Source organism: Methylophaga sp. UBA2012 (genome assembly GCF_002335235.1).
Taxonomy (GTDB): Bacteria; Pseudomonadota; Gammaproteobacteria; order Nitrosococcales; family Methylophagaceae; genus Methylophaga; species Methylophaga thalassica.
The window spans coordinates 79,266-99,830 of sequence record NZ_DDCG01000005.1 but is presented as its reverse complement, the minus strand read 5'-3'; the positions used below and the strand labels follow the sequence as shown (position 1 = coordinate 99,830).

Sequence of the window (20,565 nt, the reverse complement as noted above, 5' to 3'; positions counted from 1 at the left end):
TATCATGAATGCAATTTCTCAGGATAAGAGTTCAAAACGGAATACCAATATGCGTACTGTTATAAAAATTATCATTTTCCTCATCGTTCTGGTTGTAGCCGCTTTAATCGCACTGCCATTTTTTATCAACCCTAACGACTACAAAGATGAAATTTCCCGTGAAGTAGAAAAAGCCACTGGCCGTAACCTGACTCTGCAAGGTGATATTGGCCTGTCAGTATTTCCCTGGATTGCCTTAGATCTCGGTCCTTTAACACTCAGCAATGCTGAAGGTTTTAAAGCCGACTCTTTTGCTAAGGTTCAAGCCGCCGAAATTCGCATTAAACTTATTCCACTGCTCAAAAAACAGTTAGAAATGGACACCATCGTACTCGATGGGTTGGTACTGAACTTAGAGACCAATAAAAATGGCAAAACCAACTGGGATGATTTAATTAACAAAACGGAAGAACAAGATTCAACACCGGCAACAGAGTCGACAAGTCAGCCTGAAGATGCATCTGAACCTGCTTTACAAACCATCACTGTAGCGGGTGTCAAGCTGACCAATGCCAATATTCTCTGGTCCGATGCATCAAAAGGAGAAAGTTACCAGTTACGTAATCTTAACCTGACAACAGATCCTCTTGAGCCAGGTGTACCAACTGCGGTTGATATGGACTTTGATCTAATCAGCACCAAACCAGAAGCCAAAGCACATGTCACGCTGAAAACCAATGCAGCTGTGGATATGGAAAAACAACAATATGCACTTCAAGGACTATCATTCTCAGCCATTGCTGAGGGTAAAGAACTCGCTTTCAACCAAGCAGATTTATCGTTGAAGGGAGACATCAAAGCAGATATGGCTAAACAATGGCTGGAAGTGAGTGATTTAGTTCTTGCTGCCAAAGCGTCAAATAATGAACAAACGATTGATGCCAAATTAACAGGACAACTGACCTCCAACCTGGCCACCCAACAGTCTAATATTGATAACCTCGACCTTACTGCCACTATCGAAGATCCCAGTTTGCCTGATAAGAAAGCGGAACTTCACCTGACTAGCGGCATCAAAGCCGATCTAAAACAGCAAACCCTCACCGTTTCCGCTCTTGTGCTAAAACTGCAGGATTTACTGCTTGAAGGCGATATTCAGGCGAAAGATATTCTGAAAGAAAAGCCGAGCTTTGCAGGCAGCATTCATATCCAGCCTTTCAATTTAAGAAAGCTGGCATCAGATATGAAAGTTGAACTGCCAGAAATGAGTGATGAATCGACGCTGGAGAAAGTCGAACTTCGTTCAGAACTCAGTGGTTCGGCCAATCAAATCAATTTAAATCAACTGGCTTTAACACTGGATCAAAGCAATCTGACTGGACAATTTGCTGTCAGCAATTTTGCCAAGCCAGCATTCAACTTCAAATTGAAACTGGATCAGATTGATGCTGATCGCTATATGCCTCCAGTTAAAGAAAACAAAGACACTACTGAAGCACCACCAGCTTCAGCAGAACAAAATAACAAAGCCAAACCCGAGGAAGCATTACCTGTTGAAGCTTTACGTCAAATCAACGCTAAAGGCACCATTGATATAGGAAAAATGAAAGCCACTGGACTGACCAGTGAAAATATCCATATCACCATTGATGCCGCCGATGGTCTAGTTAAGCTCACCCCTATGAGTGCAAACTTATATCAAGGCCAATATAACGGTAATGTCATCCTCGATGCCCGCCAAGATGCGATTAAATTATCGTTGAATGAACAGATCAAAAATGTTCAGGCTGGTCCCCTACTTAAAGACATGACAGGTGATGCCAAAATCACTGGTACCGCTAATGCTAATGCCAAGCTGACAGGTAGCGGCGCCACGGTCTCACAAATCAAACAAACGTTAACGGGCAATGGTGGCTTTGCTTTTACTGATGGTGCTTTGCAAGGTATCAATATCGCAGAAATCATTCGTAAAGCAAAAGCGGCTTTAAAAGGCGAAAAATTGCCTGAATCAGATGCGCCAGTCCAAACTGACTTTTCCAGCATGTCAGGCACATTTACAGCAAACAATGGGGTAATTAACAATCAAGATCTCGCTGTTAAGTCCCCCTTGCTCCGCATCGACGGTGCCGGTAAGGCAAATTTAGCTAATGAGGCACTTGATTACGGCTTAAAAGTTGGGATTGTCGGTACCAGCAAAGGTCAAGGTGGAAAAGAGCTTGAAGACCTGAAAGGTGTCACTATCCCTATCAAAATTACGGGTACATTTTCAGAACCGAAACCCACCGTTGATCTTGCTAATCTTGTGAAAGATAAAGCTAAAGAAGAGCTGAAATCAAAAGCAGAAGAAAAACTCAAAGAAAAACTGGGTGATGATTTGGGCAGTCTTCTTGGTGGTAAGTTGGGTGGTTCAGAAACCAAATCTGAAGCCAACTCAACAGATGCTGAGAAAGCGACTGACGCTGAGTCGCAAGAAGAAAAATCCCCTGATAAAAAATTAGAAGATGCCGTCAAAGATAAATTAAAGAATTTCTTCTAAGCAATAAGCATTATTTTTTACATGCCCGCCTCGATAACATGTCAGGCGGGCTTTTACGTTGAAAAACATGACAACATCGTTCAACTTCGCTGACGCATTACTCGACTGGTTTGATCATCACGGTCGTAAAAATCTGCCGTGGCAACAAAATCCAACGCCCTATCATGTCTGGCTATCGGAGATCATGCTGCAACAAACGCAGGTTGCTACTGTCATCGATTACTACAATCGGTTTATTCATCGGTTTCCTGACGTTCAATCATTAGCAAAAGCAAAACAAGATGATGTGTTAGCGTATTGGTCTGGTTTAGGTTATTACGCCCGTGCTCGCAATTTGCACAAAACCGCACAAATAGTCAGCGAAGAATATACTGGACGTTTCCCAAAAACATTAGATGAGCTCATCAATTTACCCGGTATTGGACGTTCTACAGCCGGCGCTATACTGACACTGGGCTATCATCAGAAATATCCCATCTTAGACGGTAATGTGAAACGCGTACTGACACGTTTTTTTGCTATCAGTGGCTGGCCTGGAAATAAAAAAGTCGAAGATAATTTATGGCAAAAAGCAGAGTCGTTACTCCCCGACAAACGTATTGCTAATTATATTCAGGCACAAATGGATTTAGGGGCGACCCTTTGCACTCGCAGTAAACCAGACTGCCCACATTGCCCGCTGCAGAGCCATTGTTTAGCCTATAACACGACTAGCCCAACCGATTATCCTGAGAAAAAACCCAAAAAAACTATTCCGACCAGAACATGTTACTGGCTTGTCTGTCAGAATGGTGATGAGCTATTTCTGGAACAAAGACCCTCAGCGGGTATCTGGGGGGGCTTGTGGAGCTTTCCAGAAAGACAGGAAAAAGAGGATCTGATTGCTTATTGTGAACGGACTTTCCATTTTTCTGTCGATAATATCGAACAGTTATCCGAGCTGACTCACGTTTTCAGTCACTTCAAATTAACGATCCGACCGTTATTGATAACGTCACGACCAAAGGGTGTGACCGACAAGAGTGTCGGCAACTGGTATAAAATAGACGACATTATGCAACTGGGTCTTCCGGCACCAGTGCGTTCTTTTTTACACACTTTACAATAGAGGCAAATATGGCACGCACAATACACTGTGTAAAACTCAACAAAGAAGCCGAAGGTTTAGACTTCCCGCCTTACCCAGGTGATATGGGAAAAACCCTTTATGAATCTGTTTCAAAAGAAGCATGGCAAATGTGGTTAAGTCAGCAAACCATGCTGATTAACGAATATAGACTGTCACTTGCCGATCCCAAGTCACAGGCATTTCTGAAAACTGAAATGGAAAAATTCTTCTTTGGCGAAGGCTCTGCTCCTCCAGCGGATTTTGTTCCAAAAGGTTAAAACCCAGATAAAATAGCGCAGTTTCATCAAAAAATAAGGGATAGTTAAATTTAACTATCCTTTTTTTATGTAATATGGAAATGTTTAATTTTTACGATAAATATATAAAAAACAAAATAATAAAAGAGGAAACACTCATCAGCGTTAAATTAAAATGGGATGTATAACAAAAAAAATATTGCTTTTTATTCTAAAGAGAGTGTCCTTTTTCCATTTTATGTGGTTACAATGCGGATAAGCTTCTCAGAAGTGTAGATCGGGCAACAAGGAGTTGTGCCGATGTAGTTATTAAATTGAGGTTGATATGGCAGAGCAAGTTACAGGTAAAGTTAAATGGTTCAATGATGCAAAAGGATTCGGTTTTATTGAGCAGGTTGATGGTCCAGATGTATTTGTCCATCATTCGGCGATTAAGTCAGAAGGCTTTAGAACATTGAAAGAAGGTCAATCAGTTACCATGGAGGTAACTCAGGGTCAAAAAGGTCCACAAGCAGAAAATGTGATTCCTGGTTAATTTTAACCATACTACGCAACATCAGAGGCCGTTCAGATATAACTGTTCGGCCTTTTTCTTTTCTGTACTACTATCTATGCGTTAAAAAAAGACGAATAAACTGATAGCAGCATACATCTCACTTCCCAGAGGATATTTTTATGAAGATAAAAGCAACTGCCATTACCCTTGGTATAGCGTTAACTCTTGGCACTGCAAATGTCATGGCAGATTGGGGCGGTTTACTGAAAGACATTCAAGAAAATAGTAAAACCTTATTAAACTCATCGCTTTCCGAAGCCACTTCTGACAAAACCTCAACAAACCTGGATATTGCCACCATCGTTTCCGGCTTAAAAGAAGCGTTGGTCGTTGGTAGCCAGCGGGCTGTTTCCAGTGTTAGTCAAACGGACGGATATTTAAAAAATGCCGCCATTCATATCCCCCTCCCGCCTCAAATAGAGAAAGCTGGCTCATTAATGCGCCAGTATGGAATGGGCAGTCTGGCGGATGAATTTGAAACAAGTATTAACAGAGCCGCTGAGAAAGCAGCACCACAAGCAACAGATATTCTCGTCAATGCCATCAAAACCATGAGTATTGATGATGCGAAAAACATATTGAATGGGGCTGATAATGCCGCAACAGAATACTTCAGGAAACACACCAGCGATCAACTAAGAACCTTATTTAAACCGACCATTGATGAAAGTCTGGATAAAGTAGGATCTACCCAGTATTACAATCAACTAACAGACAAAATCGCTGATATCCCTGTGGTGGGAAAAAATATCAACATCAATCTACCCGATTATGTAACAGAGCAGGCGCTTGATGGGCTATTCACCATGTTAGCCTCAGAAGAGAAAAAGATTCGGGAAAACCCAGCTGCTCGTACAACAGAGTTGCTCAAAACAGTATTTCAATAATGAATCTTTCTCAATAGCTACTATTGAACGATTGAATGTAATAACATAACGCTTACATAGAAAATAAAGGAAAAATTCATGGCTCAATCGCACAAGCTGAACCTCGCCAGTCAAGGCACTTCATTAAAAGCTTTGTTTAGTGGATACCTGATGGTGGTCGCTGTTGGCTATCTGATGGCGCTGGTTCAGATTCAGCTCACACATGGCTTGGCTGATGGTAAATATGGTCTTTCTGTTGATGATATTGTCTACAGTTACTACGGCAACAGAAATAATTCTTTATTAGAAAATAAATTAAGTGGCTCAATGAAGCCAATGGCAAGTGATGAAGATCGTGCTGCCATTGTTACCTGGGTCCATCAGGGAGCAACTGAAGCTGCCTATGAAGGTACAGGTATTAAACAAATCTTTGAAGCAAACTGTATTCCTTGCCATAACGCCGATTCAGGTATGCCAATCCCTGATTACACTGACTTCAAAAACATTAAAGAGCGTGCTGTTGTAGACACCGGGGCTTCATTTCAGTCTCTAGCCCGCGTTTCACATATCCACTTATTTGGTATCGCTTTTATCTTTATGTTTGTCGGTTTGATATTCAGTTTGGCTTCAGGTGTGCCAAAACCATTAAAAGTCACGGCCATTGTTACGCCTTATGTTTTCCTCATCGTCGATATTAGCTCATGGTGGCTGACAAAACTTAACCCCAACTTTGCTTGGATGGTCATCATAGCTGGTGGTGCCATGGCTATGTCATTTGCCTTTATGTGGTGTGTATCGATGTATGAAATGTGGATTATGCCACGCCGTCACAGTGATGATCGTGATGCTTTGTTAGATGAATAATTAAACCATCTATCTCGAATAAAAAAGCCATTTACCCACTTAGGGAAATGGCTTTTTTGTTTTAGCCCTATCACAATAAACTCTCGTCAATCGGGAAACTCTTCCATTTCGTCATATAACGTATGGATTTATTTTCTGAAATATCGTAAAAAAATACATAAATCTCACTTTATATAGGCGACACTGATTGTGGATACTTTATGGTTACTTTGTTCTGCTTGCCTCGTATTTACCATGCAAGCAGGTTTTCTTTGTTTAGAAAGTGGCCTTGTCCGCAGTAAAAATAGCATTAACGTTGCAGCAAAAAACATCACTGACTTTACGATTTCCAGCGCTATTTTCTGGCTAATTGGTTTTGGCATTATGTTTGGTGACAGTGTTTCCGGTTTTTTCGGTATTAGTCATTTTATGTTTGGCGAGAAGCCAACAGCCAGCGTAACCACTTTTTTTATTTTCCAAATGATGTTCTGTGGCACTGCAGCCACGCTTGTATCAGGTGCGGTTGCTGAACGCACCAGCTATATCGGTTATGTCATTATTACCATCACCATTACACTGCTTATCTACCCTGTTATTGGTCATTGGGCATGGGCAGGCATTCATAATGGTACACCAACCGGCTGGCTGGAACAGTTAGGTTTTGTTGACTTTGCTGGCTCCACGGTTGTCCACTCGGTAGGTGGTTGGGTTGCCTTTGCTGCCATTTTGATTATTGGGCCACGTATCGGCCGTTATGATGTAGATGATCGTCGTATTCCTGGCAGTAACCTGCCCATGGCCGTTTTAGGTGCAATGCTTATCTGGTTTGGCTGGTTTGGATTCAATGGCGGCAGTACGCTTGCCTGGTCTGATAATGTGCCCAGTATCTTGCTTAACACCCTTGTTGCAGCAGTCTGGGGCGGCATTTCAACAACGCTTTTGAAATACTTCTCTGATGGTTATGTTGATGTATTAATGATCATCAATGGCGTATTAGGCGGCTTAGTGTCTATTACAGCAAACTGCCATGCGGTGAGCAGTGACCAGGCCTTTTTAATCGGCATTATCGGTGGGGTTATTGTTTTCTACGGTGACAAACTGCTTGAATGGAAAAAGATTGATGATGCGATCAGTGTTATTCCGGTTCACCTGTTCGCTGGCATATGGGGCACCATCGCTCTGGCGTTATTAGGTGATCCAACAAAAATTGGGACGGGGCTTAGCCGACTGGATCAATTAGAAGTTCAATTATTAGGGATTGCGACTATCGGTATTTACAGTTTTGTCATTGCCTATGTGGTATTCAAACTTATTAACCGGTTTTATCCACTTCGTGTTGATGCCAATGCCGAACTAATCGGCCTTAACGTGGCTGAACACCGTGTCAGTACCGAGGTCTTTGATTTGCTGGCTGCCATGCATCATCAGCAACAAAAGTCTGATTTTTCATCTACTGTTCCCGTTGAACCGTTCACAGAAGTGGGTCAAATTGCCCAACAGTACAATCGCGTTATTGATAAGGTTAATCAGGAAATAAAACAACGCGATCAGGCTTTCTCTGCTTATAAGGAGAGTGAGTTCCGCAAAGGCGCTATTTTACAAGCGGCAATGGATTGTATCGTCACCATCAATGAACGCGGCGAAATTATCGAATTTAATCCTGCTGCCGAACAGTGTTTTGGTATGTCAAAACGCTCCGTACTTGGACAAAACTTTTTTGTTTTATTTATCACCGAACAATCGCGTTCAGCAGCAATGAGTAACCTGTCACATGGTTTTGTCAGTGGTGATGGTCTGGTACTCAAACGCCATAATATTGCTGAACTTACGCGCAGTGATGGTGAGGAATTCCCTGCTGAAGTGGTGATCACTCAAACCACTGATACAACACAGCCTCGTGTCGAATATACCTTACATATTCGTGATATTACTCAGCAAATAAAACTGCAAAATCGTCTAAAACAACTGGCGTATAACGATCCTCTCACCGGCCTCTACAACCGTACCTATTTCATGAGTCATTTAAAACAGCTCATTCAATATCATCAGCAAACGCCTGGTTCCGTCGTTTTAATGTTCTTGGATTTAGACCAATTTAAAAAGATCAATGACAATCTGGGACATAAGGCTGGTGATGAACTGCTATGTGAGGTCGCTAATCGTCTTGGCAAAGTCACGCGTGAACTGGATCTGGTCGGACGCTGGGGTGGTGATGAGTTTGTCATCGTATTATCTGGCGATATCACCCTCGAGAACGCTGAAAGCAAGGCAATGGATATCCTCGGCGTGATGCGTGCGCCGGTGACGCTTGCTCAACAAAACCTGGTTGTGCCGACCAGTATCGGCATTGCTATATCAGAAAATGGACAGATACAAGCTGAGCAGTTGTTACAACACGCAGATATTGCAATGTATAAAGCAAAACAGGCAGGTCGAAACACCTATCGTGTTTTCCTTGAAGAAATGAGTGAGAAATCCTTACAACATTTTCAACTGGAACACGCACTGCCTGATGCCATCAAAGGTGATCAATTATTTCTTGAATATCAGCCTAAGGTCTCCTGTGAAACCAGTGAAGTCGTTGGTTTTGAAGCATTATTGCGCTGGCAGCATCCAGAGCACGGCTTAATCATGCCTGGCGACTTTATTCCCGTTATCGATGAATCCAATATGATCATCGACGTCGGTGAATGGGTGATTGAAAATGTCATCAAACAGTTATCAGCCTGGCGTGATGCCGGTGCAACATTATTACCCATCGCCATTAATATTTCTGGTCATCATCTGCACTCCAACACATTAACGGCCTATGTTGAAAAATTGATGACGCAGTATGGCATCAGTGGCGAATTGCTGGAGTTTGAAATTACTGAAGGTGTGCTAACTGGCAATACAGAAGAGAGCATCGCTGCATTAACAGCCTTGAAAAAAACCCGTATCCGCTTATCCATAGATGACTTTGGTACCGGCTATTCATCATTAAGCTACTTGAAGAAATTCCCAGTGGATGTGCTGAAAATCGATCAGGCCTTTATCAGAGAGTGCAGTGTTAATATTGAAGATGCCGCTATTTGTAAAGCAATTATTACATTAGCCAAAAGTCTTGGCCTGGAAGTCATCGCAGAAGGTGTTGAAAATCAGGAACAACTACAGTTCCTTAAACAACACCACTGCGATGTGTATCAGGGGTATTATTTCAGCCGACCGATAGCAGCTAAACATGCTATGACTTTATTAGAACAAAATCTGTCTGTCAGCTGATTCGGGACTAGCTGTTGGCCTTTTCTTCCAACAGCTCCCAACGCTCAAAGGCTTCTGCCATTTTGGCTTCTAATTCAGACAGCGCTTGCTGTACCTGACTGACTTTTTTGGGGTCCTGCTGATAAAAATCCGGTTCAGACATCTTTGCGGTTAAGGTTTCCTGTTCCATTTCCAGCTTTTCAATAATGGCTGGCAAGGCTTCCAGGTCTAACTTCTCCTGATAGGTCAACGTGGATTTTTTTGCAGGCTTATTAGCCGGCTTTTCTGCAGTTGTTTTAGCTGCCGGCTTGGGATTGCTCTTTTGAGTATCCGCACGTTGCCTTAACCAGTCATCATAACCACCGACATACTCACGGAGCTGACCATCCGTGTCAAACACAATACTGCTGGTCACGACATTATTGATAAATGAACGATCATGGCTCACTAACAGTAAGGTACCAGAGTAATTCAGTAATAAATCTTCCAGTAGCTCCAATGTTTCAGCATCAAGGTCATTGGTCGGTTCGTCCATCACCAATAAGTTAGCTGGTTGTGTAAACAGTTTCGCCAACAAGAGCCGGTTTCTTTCACCACCGGATAATGCTTTCACCGGTGTGCGAGCTCTGTCAGGCGTAAACAGAAAATCCTGCAGATAACCAATGATATGTTTACGACTACCATTAATTTCGACGTGATCACTGCCCTGCCCGACATTCTCAACCACCGATTCTTCTTCATTCAGCTGGCTGCGTAATTGATCAAAAAAGGCAATGTCCAGATTAGTACCTAATTTCACTGAGCCATGCTCAGGTTCGATCCGTTTCAATAAAATGGATAACAGTGTACTTTTACCGCAGCCATTCGGACCGATAATGCCAATACGATCACCACGCTGAATAACAATAGAAAAATCTTCAAACAGCATTTTACCGTCGTAACTCTGGCTAATATGCTCGGCTTCTAATACCAGCTTGCCGCTTCTGTCAGATTCTTGTAACTGAATGTTGGCTGTTCCCTGACGTTCACGTCGTTGACTACGCTCTTTACGTAAGGCTTCCAATGCTCTGACACGACCCTCATTACGTGTACGACGCGCTTTGATACCCTGACGTATCCACACTTCTTCCTGAGCCAGTTTTTTATCAAATTGGGCATTTTGCTCCGCCTCAGCCGCCAGCAATTCTTCGCGTTTTTTCAGGTAGTTTTCATAATCACCGGGGAAGCTGACCAGATTGCCACGATCCAATTGCACAATGCGTGTAGCCAGAGCCTGTAAAAATGTTCGATCATGGGTGATAAACAGCACGGTGCCGCCATAGCTTTTCAAAAAGCCCTCAAGCCAGGTGATCGATTCAATATCCAGATGGTTAGTCGGCTCATCAAGTAAGAGAATGTCTGGCTGTTTGACCAATGCCTGTGCCAGTAAAACACGACGTTTCTTCCCGCCGGATAAGCTATCAAACTCGGTATCTGCATCCAGCGATAATTTGGAAATGACAGTTTCGACACGCTGCTCTAAAGACCAGCCATCAGCCGCTTCAATTTTATGCTGCGCTTTTTCCAGTTTATCTAACAGAGCCTGTGAGCTGTCTGTTTGTAGTTGATGAATAATATCGTGATATTCCACCAGCAGAGGCGCTAACTGACCTAAACCCGCTGCCACCACATCAAATACTTTGCCATGCGTACCACTCGGGACTTCCTGCTCCAGTCGTGAAATGACCAAATCCTGAATACCGACCATTTCACCAGAGTCAGCAGTGACTTCGCCGGCAATTAATTTCATCAGTGTCGATTTGCCAGCACCATTGCGTCCGACTAAACAGACACGTTCACCACGATCTAATTGAAAATCGACTTTATTTAATAAATTCGGGCCGCCGAAACTGACGGTAATTTGTTTTAATGACAGTAATGCCACGGTTATTCCTCAGCAGCTTGAGCTGCTTCTAATTGTTCGCTGGCATCAAACCACTGCATTTCGGTCTGTTCCAGCTGTGTTTTAAGATCCGCCTGCTGTTGTAATAAGTGTTTTAACTTATCTTTATTGGCATCGGTATAAAGTGCTGTATCGGCAAGCTGCATTTCCAATGAGGACAGAGCTTCATTAAGCTTATCCATCTGCTGTTCCGCTTTTTTCACGCTATTTCGTAATGGCTGTAGCTTTTGCCGCTGTTGGGCGGCATTTTGTCTGTCCTGCTTTTTATTGTTCACAGCAGACGATGATTCTGTGGTTTTTTCAGGTTTATCTTTATTCAACAACCACTGACGATAATCATCCAAATCACCATCAAACACTGTCGCTTGTCCATTAGACACCAGCCATAAATCATCAGTCACCGTACGTAGCAAATGTCTGTCATGCGAGACAACAACCAGCGCACCTTCAAAATCCTGCAAAGCGACCGTTAAGGCTAAACGCATTTCCAGATCAAGGTGATTGGTCGGTTCATCCAGTAACAACACAGCAGGTTTCTGATAGACCAGAATAGCGAGTACCAACCTGGCTTTTTCACCACCCGAAAAAGGGGCTACAGGTTCTAATGCTTTGTCACCATGAAAACCAAAACCACCGAGAAAGTTTCGGCATTCCTGTTCTGAAGCCAGCTTATTCAATCGTTGAATATGTTTTAACGGACTGTCATCTGGTCGAAGTTGTTCCAGTTGATGCTGGGCAAAATAGCCAATGCAAATATCTTTGCCTTCTTTACGTTTACCACTCAGGGGCTCCAATACACCGGCAATCAGTTTAATCAGTGTCGACTTACCCGCCCCATTCGGCCCCAACAGACCGATTCGGTCTCCAGGTGCCAGACGCATTTTAATATTACTGATCAGTGGCTTGTTTTCATCATAACCTACTGAGGCTTTATCTAAATCTAATAAAGGCGTAGCGAGGCGACTTGGTGGAAAAAATTCAAAATGAAACGGTGAATCCACATGAGCTGGGGCGATTAACTCCATACGTTCCAGGGCTTTAATACGACTTTGAGCTTGTCGGGCTTTGGTTGCCTTTGCTTTAAAACGTGTCACAAAACTGCGCATATGGGCAATTTCGCGTTGTTGCTTTTGGTGAGCCGCTTGTTGATTGGCCAGATGCTCGGCACGAGCCAGCTCGAAATCAGAATAGCTACCCGTATAAAGTTTCACTCGCTGTTGTTCGATATGTGCGATGTGGGTGACCACGCGATCGAGAAAATCGCGATCATGCGAAATCACAATTAATGTGCCGGGATAAGCACGTAACCATTCTTCCAGCCAATATACCGCTTCCAAATCAAGGTGATTGGTGGGCTCATCCAATAATAAGAGATCAGAGCGGCACATTAATGCCTGCGCCAGATTGAGTCGCATCCGCCAGCCACCGGAGAACGCATTCACTGGCCAGCTTTCCTGCTCAGCGGTAAAACCCAGACCATGCAACAACTTTCCTGCCCGACTATTGGCCGTGTAGGCATCAATTGCCGCCAACTTATCATGTAATACACCCACTAAGTGACCATCATGATTCGCTTCTGCGTCAGCCAGCTGTTGGTTCAACTCAGTTAATTCGGCATCGCCTTCCAGCACATAGTCCAATGCAGACGTGTTTACAGCCGGTGTTTCCTGAGCCACATGCGCAATGGTCCAGACATCAGGAATCGATACCTCACCGGTATCCGCATGAAGTTGTTGCCGTAACATCGCAAATAAACTGGATTTACCGGTACCGTTTGCACCGGTCAAACCAACACGTTGTCCGGGATGAACAATAAGATTGGCCGATTCAAAAAGTAATTGAGTGCCACGACGGAGAGAGACTTGATTGAACTTTATCATGGCGCGAATTGTATCAAGGCCGGGGCCGGTCTAGCAGAATTTCTTATGACACCGTATCTGGTAATTGCCAGTTAATCGGTGATTTCCCATGCTGGACAAGATAATCATTCGCCTGACTAAAATGACGACACCCGAGAAAGCCACGATGCGCTGATAAAGGCGAAGGATGCGGAGCTTTTAGAACCAAATGTCTCTGCGGGTCAATCACGCTGCCTTTTTTCTGGGCATAACTGCCCCACAACATAAACACGACATGCTCACACCGCTCATTAATAGTTTCGATCACTTTATCCGTAAACTGTTCCCAACCTTTTCCCTGATGAGCATTAGCATTTGAATCTTCTACAGTTAATACGGCGTTGAGTAACAATACGCCCTGCTTCGCCCATGATTCCAGATAACCGTGTTTAACAGGGGTCACCCCCAGATCGGATTCCAGCTCTTTATAAATATTGACCAGCGATGGTGGCACTTTGACGCCAGGTTTGACGGAAAAGCATAAACCATGCGCTTGTCCAGGCTGATGATACGGGTCCTGGCCCAGGATAACGACTTTAACCTCATCAAGCGGTGTCGTTTCCAGAGCATGAAACCAATCCGCAGAATGAGGATAAATTTTCTTCTGCTGGTCTTTCTCCTGACGCAGAAAAGCTTTCAAGTCTTGCATATAAGGTGCATTAAACTCTGCAGCCAGGACGGCCTGCCAACTTGGCGCGTGTTCCAGAACCATGTTTATTCCCTACTAAAAAATCAGGACTATGATACCGAATCCGTTTATTGAATAGCCAAATCCGGGGCATAAAATCACCCGCTGGAAAAATTTCCTAAAATAAATCAGGAGAATATCCGATAGGGTGATGTTTACTCTGATGCTAGCCTACGAGTATTTAGTCACATACATGGTGTTCACAAGTGAAAACACGTATCCGGTTTATTCTCTACCTTCTTTTTATTAGCCTGTTAAGCGCCTGTGGTGACAATGAGGAAGAATATGATCTCACCGCATCTGACAGCACGGTGCCATCCCCCATAGAAAAAGACGATATTCCTCAATGGCTGGAACCCTATGATAGTCTTGCGCCTGAAGACTGGTTGATTCTTCGTAGTGCAGCGGCATTAAGAGGTGAAGTGACCGATCGTGAACATCGGCTTGAGATTTTACAACATGCCTCACATCACTTCCGTGAGAGCCCACGTATGATTGCTAACCGAGCAGTTCAGCTAGAAGACATGTTATTAGAAATTGGGATTGAAGAAAGTGCTGTCAGTTTGATTGATATGTTTACTCATTTACCGACAGAAGGCACGCCGCATAATTTCTCAGCGTATTGTCAGTACTACTTTAATATCCGTGCCAAGGGATATCATCAGGGCTATGCCTTGACCCAACTCTCCAAACTGAAATAAATGCAGCAGCCCTCCCCATCACTAGGATGGGAGAGAGGATTGGTCGGGGAGAGCCGTGCATATTCTTTATTAACCGGGGAATGGCGTATTAAAACTCAACATCTTAAGTTTTAAAGCCTGTCGTTGCTGCTGATCCAGAACCGCATAAAGCTCATGGGAAAACTCGGCTTTTTTGAGTGCATAACGCTTATGAAGCATCAGGGACTTATCAATTAATTTTTCCAGCTTTTCCTTATCAAAATCATCCGAGAGCGTCATTTCCTGTATATCGCGTCTGACTTTACGAGCTTCATCACGGTCTTCTTCCATCAAATCACGTTCTTTTTCTAATAAGATCAGTATTTTGGCATTCTGCGCCGTTGTTAAATTGAGGTCATGTAAGAAAAAACCTACATCGTCAGGTTTAGGTAACATATGCATAGCCGGTGGTGGCATTTTATTATCACTATGTGGTGGCGAAACATCTCTATCCATCATCGGATTGGCGATAGCCACTATTGGTAATAACATTATCAAAAACATTAGCTTCTTCATCAGCTACCTCCATATACAAACCAGATCTTTATTCTTTAGGCCTATTTAGGCTCAAAACTTATGACGTAGTATCCGGGATATGGATGTTAATGAGGGTTAGCCAAAGGTAAAAACGAGTAAAGATAGTCGTTTAACTCTGGAGCAGACAACAAGTAAGCACTATCATGACAACATCAATAGAATAAGGAGCTTAATGTGGCTAATGTACTCATCATTGATGATGATGCTGAACTGGTTGAACTATTCCAAGAATATTTACAACAAGAGCAATTTCAGGTCAGTACCAGCTTGACAGGCAAAGCTGGTTTAGAAATGGCATTAACAGGTGATTACGATTTAATCATTCTGGATATGATGTTACCGGACATTACCGGCACAGAAATACTATTACAAATTCGTCAAAAAAGTTTGATACCAGTACTGATGTTTACAGCCAAGGGCGATGATATTGATCGAATTATTGGATTAGAATCCGGCGCTGATGACTATGTGCCAAAACCCTGTACGCCAAGAGAACTCGTCGCCCGAATTCGGGCCATTCTGCGTCGAATGGATGCTCTGATGGTCGATATGCAGACTCAGGATATTCAGATAGGCCCCTTGCAATTAAGTGCTCAAAAACGTCAGGTTTTATGGTTTGATAAACCGCTTGACCTTACCAGTACTGAATTTAATTTACTCGAAACTTTAGTCCGTAAAGCAGGCCATGTTGTCAGCAAAGACGAACTCTCTCAGCGCGCTTTAGGTCGGCCTTTAGTCAGATTTGACCGCAGTATTGATGTGCATATGAGTAGTATTCGTCAAAAACTGGGAAATCAGCAGGATGGACAATCGTATATCCAAACCATTCGTGGTAAGGGTTATCAGTTCATTCGAGACTAACTGATGAGAATGAGTAAATTATTCTGGAAATTCTTTATCGTATTCTGGCTAGCGCTTTTAGTTGCCGGTATCAGCGTTGGCACTGTCGTCTGGTTACACCATAAATCTATTCAAGAACAGGCAAATAAAACCGATCCTGAGATTGATGTCCATGCACACGCTTTTGTGTCCGTTGCAGCAGATATCTTTAGTTATGGCGGCGAGGCTGCGCTGATCACGTTTCTGGAAAAAGCCCAACAGGCCCCGTTTCCTAAAGTGTATGCCATTAATGATAATGGTAATGAAATCCTTGGTCGCTCAATCGATCCCAAAGTTGTTGCTTATGCGAGAGCCTTATTTCTGCAAGGAGAGTTTCCATTAGCGATCCGTTATGTCACCGATAATGAAGGTCATTCATTGCTCCTTTTTTCGCCTATTAAAAGAGGCATTGCCGAAACATTATTTATTGGTCCACCTCATGAGCGACGAGAGTTCGGACCAGCTCCAATGCTGAATGAGCCTTTTCCAGCACCACCATTTGAAGCCAGACGTTTACCTCCCCCACCCGCTGAGGCTGTTCCCTACCCACTCATGTTGCTGATTGGATCAGGTCTGATTGCAGCTATTTTTTTTAGTGCAATATTGGCCTGGTACTTCACCAAACCCATTGGTTTATTGCGCCAGTCATTTGCAAAACTTGCCGAAGGCCAATTGCAGACTCGTATTGGTGAAAAAATGGGACGGCGACACGATGAATTGGTGGAATTGGGCAAAAATTTTGATGATATGGCCGGCAAAATTGGGCATCTGATGTCAGCACAACAACGCCTGCTGCATGACGTATCCCATGAACTTCGCTCCCCATTAGCTCGCATGCAAGCGGCAATAGGTATCGCCGAGCAACAACCAGAAAAAACCCATGAAATACTGAATCGTATTGAACGTGAATCACAACGGATGAGTGATCTGGTCGGCGAGCTACTCGTCTTATCTCGTTTAGAAACAGGTGTCACAGATAATGTACAAACCGAAATTTGCTTGAATGATCTTCTTGACGAAATCATCAGTGATGCACGCTTTGAAGCAAGTAGTAAAGAAATCAAGATTCATTACTCAGCCATTGAAGATATCTTTATCACAGTACGAAGTGAATTAATTCATCGTGCTATTGAAAATATTCTGCGAAATGCCATCAAGTTCTCCCCGTTAAATTCCGAAGTTAAACTGACAGTATCGACAGATAGTGAAAAACACCGCCTATCTATAGTGATTGAAGATAATGGTCCGGGCGTTGCTGAAGCGGATTTAGAATCCATATTTAAACCATTCTTCCGTGGTCACCTGACTGAGCGAAACGATAGCATTGGGTTAGGATTAGCTATTGCCTATCGTGCCATTGATACACATGGCGGTGAAATAAAAGCGTCTAATAGAGAGAATGGCGGACTTCGTGTCGAAGTCAATTTACCTTATAAGAAATAACCACTCCGATGATCATCGGAGTGGTTACAGTTAGTTAAGCGGAAACAGATAATGCTGGTTCACGCTCAAGATAGCTCATGTCATTCAGCTTGGCATATTCCATCACCTCACTTTGTGTCACAACGCCATCACCATCAGCATCTGCATCCTCAAAATTATCTGCCATAGCACTGAATAGATCACTCAGCGGTGACTCTTCAGATGCCATATCAGATAACTGCTTCTGTGTCAGACCTTCGTCAGACATTGCACCACCACCTTGAGGCGGCGCAGGCATAGCAATGTCATTATCTTTTGCGTAAGCCATTGCCTCAGCCTGACTGACAACACCGTCTTCATTGGCATCAGCTTCATCGAAATTTTCGGCTAATGCACTAAACAGGCTACTCATTGGTGAATCTTCAGATGACATCTCGGAAAGCTGACCTTGTGTCAGCCCCTGTTCTGCCATTGCTGCTGGTCCCTGTCCACCAGGTGGCGGTGCTACATCGATATCATTGGCTTCAGCAAAACTCATGGCTTCATCACGAGTAATAACACCATCACTATCCATATCGGCTTCATCAAAATTCTCCGCCAATGCGCTGAATAATTCGCTCATAGGCGAGTCATCAGAGGCCATTTCAGATAATTGAGATTGGCTGAAACCATTATCTTCTTCAGGTGGTGGAGGCATTCTGGCTCTTACCCCAGCCTCATTCGCCGCCAATCCACTTTCGTAAGAACCTGATCCAATACTTGTAGATGATGATGTTGAGCTTGCAGTACTCAATGCTGTTTGTAACAGAGAAGACTCGTCCGAATCTGATGAACCCGACTTTTTCAGATTGTTCAGATACGAGTACAGCATACTGCCATTACTGGCACTTATCCCGTTAATACTCATCACATATTTCCTTATGTTAAAAACAAAAGTAGCTCTAAATAAATAAAGAACTACAAGGCCTATTGAGCAATATATCGGCCACAGGCCTTGGTATTAAAGGGTTTAGCCAGTAAAGTTAAGTTAAATATGTGTAAATTTTTGTAAAAAAGAATATGGCAATGATTATCGCAAAACATTTTAAATATCAAAAACAAACTTGATCATGGTTTCATGATATGTAGATATAGATGACGGCAATAATTGCCGCCATCTAATAAACTGATTTTAAACAAAAAACCCCTGACAAACACAATTGAATCTTTGTCAGGGGAATAGGATGAAAATTGTCACTATGCAATAATCGTGATGTGTGGCTGATTATTGTCTATAGCATTAAATGCTTGCCGGTAACCTTCAGTTCTATTGTTTGACGACGAATTCGTCTTTTTGTCCTTATCAGCTGAGTCATCTTTCATCACCGTTCGCACTAAGACACCGCTGTCATCCATACTCAAATTCAGAGGTCGTTGCTGTTTTCCGATCTGGTTTTCATTTCCCTTCAATCGTATAGCAAGTTCAGCGGCCAGCTCGTATTGACTCGTTGATGTTTGTTTTTGGCTATCTATAGATTCTGGATTAGAACTATCCAAAGAAAATTGTTCCTGGTTTCTTAACTCAATAACAGAAATATCCTGGAGCGCTTTTTCTACGGTGTCTTTATCGAGAAAATTTTGTTCACCTTCATTCAACTTTTTATAAATAGCATTGGCCTTCTCAGTAATATTCGACTGTCGTGTGTACTGAGACTTCAGACTGTTAGATGTACCATTTATAGTCATAACTCCACCCTTATCAATCAAAGGATGACGATAGTCTTCCAGCTATGCCACCAATTTAGCCAACACTATATTTCTTTTAACTCATTGATAATAGATAGAAAAAAGTAAACCTATGTAAAAGCATGTAAAGACCATAACGCTACCAGGCAAACTAATTCATAAAACGCAAAATTGATCGATAATTTAATCCGGCACTCAAATAAAACCTGCCAAGATCCATAGTAACCTCATGAATTTATTATAAAAAACTGATAGCATAAAATTAATCCAACAAACTACTTGATAATTTAAATAATAATCATTATCATTTGTAACCGATGGAGTTGATAGGAATTTGTATTAACAAAGACTGACCTGCTCCCTCTCTCTTAAATCTGAAAACCGAGTTTGTTGCCAGTCTTTCGGCTGGCAACTTTTTTTCTCTGATTTCACTCCCCCTTCCTCCAAAAATTCAGTTAGGCTGATTTTTCAGCATGTTTTGCCTACAATAGTCAGCTTCGTAGGTACGACTTCAAAAATAAAATGCCCAACAAACTTCTAAAATCCGATGCTGAGTGGCGGCAAGAACTCAGTGAAGAGCAGTTTTATGTGACTCGTCAATCTGGAACCGAGCCCGCATTTTCTGGCATCTACGTCGATCATGATGATGAAGGTGTATACCGATGTATATGTTGTAAGCAGCCTTTATTTTCATCCGACAATAAATTTGATTCAGGTTGTGGCTGGCCAAGTTTTTCTGCACAGATATCGCATGGCGTGGTGAATCATCTGGCAGATCATAGTCATGGTATGGATCGTACAGAAGTGCGCTGTCAGTCCTGTGACGCACATTTAGGTCATATTTTTGATGATGGACCGGCTCCTACAGGGCTGCGTTATTGTATTAATTCGGTCGCTCTCGATTTTGACGACAAAAACTGACTGGACGGTTTATATTATCGAAGCGGAGAACGGTCATCTTTATACCGGCATCACCACCGATATTTCCCGCCGCTTTCAGCAACATCAGCAAGGCAAAGGCGGCGCCAGGTTCTTCCATACCAGTCAGGCAAAAAAAATTGTCTTTCAGGAAACCCACCCTGATAGGAGCACAGCCTCCAAACGCGAAGCCGCCATAAAAAAACTAAGTCGTCAGGCGAAATTAGCCCTTATCGCTTCACGCTAACAATCTGTATAATGGCGCTTTTTTTCAGCGTCATTCTCGTCGCACTTAAATAACAGGATATTCCCTTGCTTAGTACCGCAAATATCACCATGCAATTTGGTGCCAAACCCCTATTTGAAAATGTGTCCGTCAAATTTGGCGACGGCAACCGTTATGGTCTTATTGGCGCTAATGGTTGTGGTAAATCCACCTTTATGAAAATTCT

At 42.9% G+C, this 20,565-nt stretch carries 19 protein-coding genes; 13 read left to right on the top strand and 6 right to left on the bottom strand.

What is annotated here, in order from left to right:
• The first annotated feature begins 49 nt into the window (after nt 1-49).
• The 7 genes from B2248_RS05245 to amt all read left to right on the top strand — a co-directional run bounded on the left by B2248_RS05245 (nt 50) and on the right by amt (nt 9,406).
• The gene (locus B2248_RS05245) at nt 50-2,515 is read left to right on the top strand and encodes an AsmA family protein (RefSeq protein ID WP_273182614.1); all 2,466 of its coding nucleotides are present in this window, start codon (nt 50-52) and stop codon (nt 2,513-2,515) included.
• 67 nt (nt 2,516-2,582) lie between these two features.
• Nucleotides 2,583-3,623: an A/G-specific adenine glycosylase gene (mutY, locus tag B2248_RS05240; RefSeq protein WP_273182617.1), complete on the top strand. Its 1,041-nt coding sequence runs from the start codon at nt 2,583-2,585 to the stop codon at nt 3,621-3,623.
• A gap of 8 nt (nt 3,624-3,631) precedes the next feature.
• Nucleotides 3,632-3,901, top strand: a complete 270-nt coding sequence (locus B2248_RS05235) for an oxidative damage protection protein (protein ID WP_007145967.1) — start codon at nt 3,632-3,634, stop codon at nt 3,899-3,901.
• Nucleotides 3,902-4,205: 304 nt separating this feature from the next.
• A complete protein-coding gene (locus tag B2248_RS05230) occupies nt 4,206-4,415 on the top strand; it encodes a cold-shock protein (RefSeq protein ID WP_007145968.1) in 210 nt (69 codons plus the stop codon).
• 140 nt (nt 4,416-4,555) lie between these two features.
• Nucleotides 4,556-5,323: a DUF4197 domain-containing protein gene (locus B2248_RS05225; protein WP_273182620.1), complete on the top strand. Its 768-nt coding sequence runs from the start codon at nt 4,556-4,558 to the stop codon at nt 5,321-5,323.
• A gap of 78 nt (nt 5,324-5,401) precedes the next feature.
• Nucleotides 5,402-6,166, top strand: a complete 765-nt coding sequence (locus B2248_RS05220; RefSeq protein ID WP_273182621.1) for an elongation factor-1 alpha — start codon at nt 5,402-5,404, stop codon at nt 6,164-6,166.
• Nucleotides 6,167-6,355: 189 nt separating this feature from the next.
• Nucleotides 6,356-9,406 carry an ammonium transporter gene (gene amt, locus B2248_RS05215; protein WP_273182624.1) on the top strand — a complete coding sequence of 1,017 codons (3,051 nt, stop codon included), beginning with the start codon at nt 6,356-6,358 and terminating at the stop codon, nt 9,404-9,406.
• A gap of 7 nt (nt 9,407-9,413) precedes the next feature.
• Here the strand turns inward: amt and B2248_RS05210 are convergent, their stop codons facing one another.
• From B2248_RS05210 to ung, 3 genes are read right to left on the bottom strand one after another with little or no spacing between them, the layout of a single operon-like run.
• Nucleotides 9,414-11,309 carry an ATP-binding cassette ATPase Uup gene (locus tag B2248_RS05210; protein WP_007145972.1) on the bottom strand — a complete coding sequence of 632 codons (1,896 nt, stop codon included), beginning with the start codon at nt 11,307-11,309 and terminating at the stop codon, nt 9,414-9,416.
• Between the two features lie 2 nt (nt 11,310-11,311).
• Nucleotides 11,312-13,207 carry an ATP-binding cassette domain-containing protein gene (locus B2248_RS05205; RefSeq protein WP_273182628.1) on the bottom strand — a complete coding sequence of 632 codons (1,896 nt, stop codon included), beginning with the start codon at nt 13,205-13,207 and terminating at the stop codon, nt 11,312-11,314.
• Nucleotides 13,208-13,250: 43 nt separating this feature from the next.
• Nucleotides 13,251-13,937 carry a uracil-DNA glycosylase gene (gene ung / locus B2248_RS05200; protein WP_273182631.1) on the bottom strand — a complete coding sequence of 229 codons (687 nt, stop codon included), beginning with the start codon at nt 13,935-13,937 and terminating at the stop codon, nt 13,251-13,253.
• Between the two features lie 182 nt (nt 13,938-14,119).
• Between ung and B2248_RS05195 the strand changes: the two genes are divergently transcribed.
• Nucleotides 14,120-14,614 carry a hypothetical protein gene (locus B2248_RS05195; RefSeq protein WP_273182633.1) on the top strand — a complete coding sequence of 165 codons (495 nt, stop codon included), beginning with the start codon at nt 14,120-14,122 and terminating at the stop codon, nt 14,612-14,614.
• A gap of 69 nt (nt 14,615-14,683) precedes the next feature.
• Here B2248_RS05195 and B2248_RS05190 read toward each other — a convergent pair whose 3' ends face one another.
• A complete protein-coding gene (locus B2248_RS05190) occupies nt 14,684-15,148 on the bottom strand; it encodes a Spy/CpxP family protein refolding chaperone (protein WP_273182635.1) in 465 nt (154 codons plus the stop codon).
• Nucleotides 15,149-15,343: 195 nt separating this feature from the next.
• On the opposite strand from B2248_RS05190, the gene B2248_RS05185 reads away from it, so the two are divergent.
• On the top strand, nt 15,344-16,030 hold the full coding sequence (locus tag B2248_RS05185) for a response regulator transcription factor (RefSeq protein WP_273182638.1): 687 nt from the start codon (nt 15,344-15,346) through the stop codon (nt 16,028-16,030).
• Nucleotides 16,031-16,039: 9 nt separating this feature from the next.
• Complete coding sequence (locus tag B2248_RS05180; protein ID WP_273182641.1) at nt 16,040-17,491, top strand: sensor histidine kinase; 1,452 nt, start codon at nt 16,040-16,042, stop codon at nt 17,489-17,491.
• A 34-nt stretch (nt 17,492-17,525) separates the two neighbouring features.
• On the opposite strand, the gene B2248_RS05175 is transcribed toward B2248_RS05180, so the two are convergent.
• Together B2248_RS05175 and B2248_RS05170 are read right to left on the bottom strand one after the other, a co-directional pair.
• A complete protein-coding gene (locus tag B2248_RS05175; RefSeq protein WP_273182642.1) occupies nt 17,526-18,377 on the bottom strand; it encodes a hypothetical protein in 852 nt (283 codons plus the stop codon).
• A gap of 329 nt (nt 18,378-18,706) precedes the next feature.
• On the bottom strand, nt 18,707-19,195 hold the full coding sequence (locus tag B2248_RS05170; protein WP_273182645.1) for a hypothetical protein: 489 nt from the start codon (nt 19,193-19,195) through the stop codon (nt 18,707-18,709).
• A gap of 522 nt (nt 19,196-19,717) precedes the next feature.
• Between B2248_RS05170 and msrB the strand changes: the two genes are divergently transcribed.
• From msrB to B2248_RS14765, 3 genes are all read left to right on the top strand, one after another.
• Nucleotides 19,718-20,116, top strand: coding sequence for a peptide-methionine (R)-S-oxide reductase MsrB (msrB, locus tag B2248_RS05165; protein WP_007145981.1), 399 nt, complete (start codon nt 19,718-19,720; stop codon nt 20,114-20,116).
• Complete coding sequence (locus tag B2248_RS05160; RefSeq protein ID WP_273182647.1) at nt 20,100-20,360, top strand: GIY-YIG nuclease family protein; 261 nt, start codon at nt 20,100-20,102, stop codon at nt 20,358-20,360. Before msrB ends, B2248_RS05160 begins: the two co-directional genes overlap by 17 nt.
• 89 nt (nt 20,361-20,449) lie before the next feature.
• The coding region (locus B2248_RS14765) for an ATP-binding cassette domain-containing protein (RefSeq protein ID WP_414673466.1) at nt 20,450-20,565 on the top strand (116 nt) is incomplete at its 3' end.

What these genes read in the sequence shown, in the direction of transcription:
- B2248_RS05175 (WP_273182642.1), bottom strand. Translation starts at nt 18,377, where the DNA reads ATGAGTATTAACGGGATAAGTGCCAGTAATGGCAGTATGCTGTACTCG.
- B2248_RS05205 (WP_273182628.1), bottom strand. Translation starts at nt 13,207, where the DNA reads ATGATAAAGTTCAATCAAGTCTCTCTCCGTCGTGGCACTCAATTACTT.
- B2248_RS05180 (WP_273182641.1), top strand. Translation starts at nt 16,040, where the DNA reads ATGAGTAAATTATTCTGGAAATTCTTTATCGTATTCTGGCTAGCGCTT.
- ung (WP_273182631.1), bottom strand. Translation starts at nt 13,937, where the DNA reads ATGGTTCTGGAACACGCGCCAAGTTGGCAGGCCGTCCTGGCTGCAGAG.
- mutY (WP_273182617.1), top strand. Translation starts at nt 2,583, where the DNA reads ATGACAACATCGTTCAACTTCGCTGACGCATTACTCGACTGGTTTGAT.
- B2248_RS05170 (WP_273182645.1), bottom strand. Translation starts at nt 19,195, where the DNA reads ATGACTATAAATGGTACATCTAACAGTCTGAAGTCTCAGTACACACGA.
- B2248_RS05190 (WP_273182635.1), bottom strand. Translation starts at nt 15,148, where the DNA reads ATGAAGAAGCTAATGTTTTTGATAATGTTATTACCAATAGTGGCTATC.
- B2248_RS05235 (WP_007145967.1), top strand. Translation starts at nt 3,632, where the DNA reads ATGGCACGCACAATACACTGTGTAAAACTCAACAAAGAAGCCGAAGGT.
- B2248_RS05220 (WP_273182621.1), top strand. Translation starts at nt 5,402, where the DNA reads ATGGCTCAATCGCACAAGCTGAACCTCGCCAGTCAAGGCACTTCATTA.
- B2248_RS05230 (WP_007145968.1), top strand. Translation starts at nt 4,206, where the DNA reads ATGGCAGAGCAAGTTACAGGTAAAGTTAAATGGTTCAATGATGCAAAA.
- msrB (WP_007145981.1), top strand. Translation starts at nt 19,718, where the DNA reads ATGCCCAACAAACTTCTAAAATCCGATGCTGAGTGGCGGCAAGAACTC.
- B2248_RS05245 (WP_273182614.1), top strand. Translation starts at nt 50, where the DNA reads ATGCGTACTGTTATAAAAATTATCATTTTCCTCATCGTTCTGGTTGTA.
- B2248_RS05225 (WP_273182620.1), top strand. Translation starts at nt 4,556, where the DNA reads ATGAAGATAAAAGCAACTGCCATTACCCTTGGTATAGCGTTAACTCTT.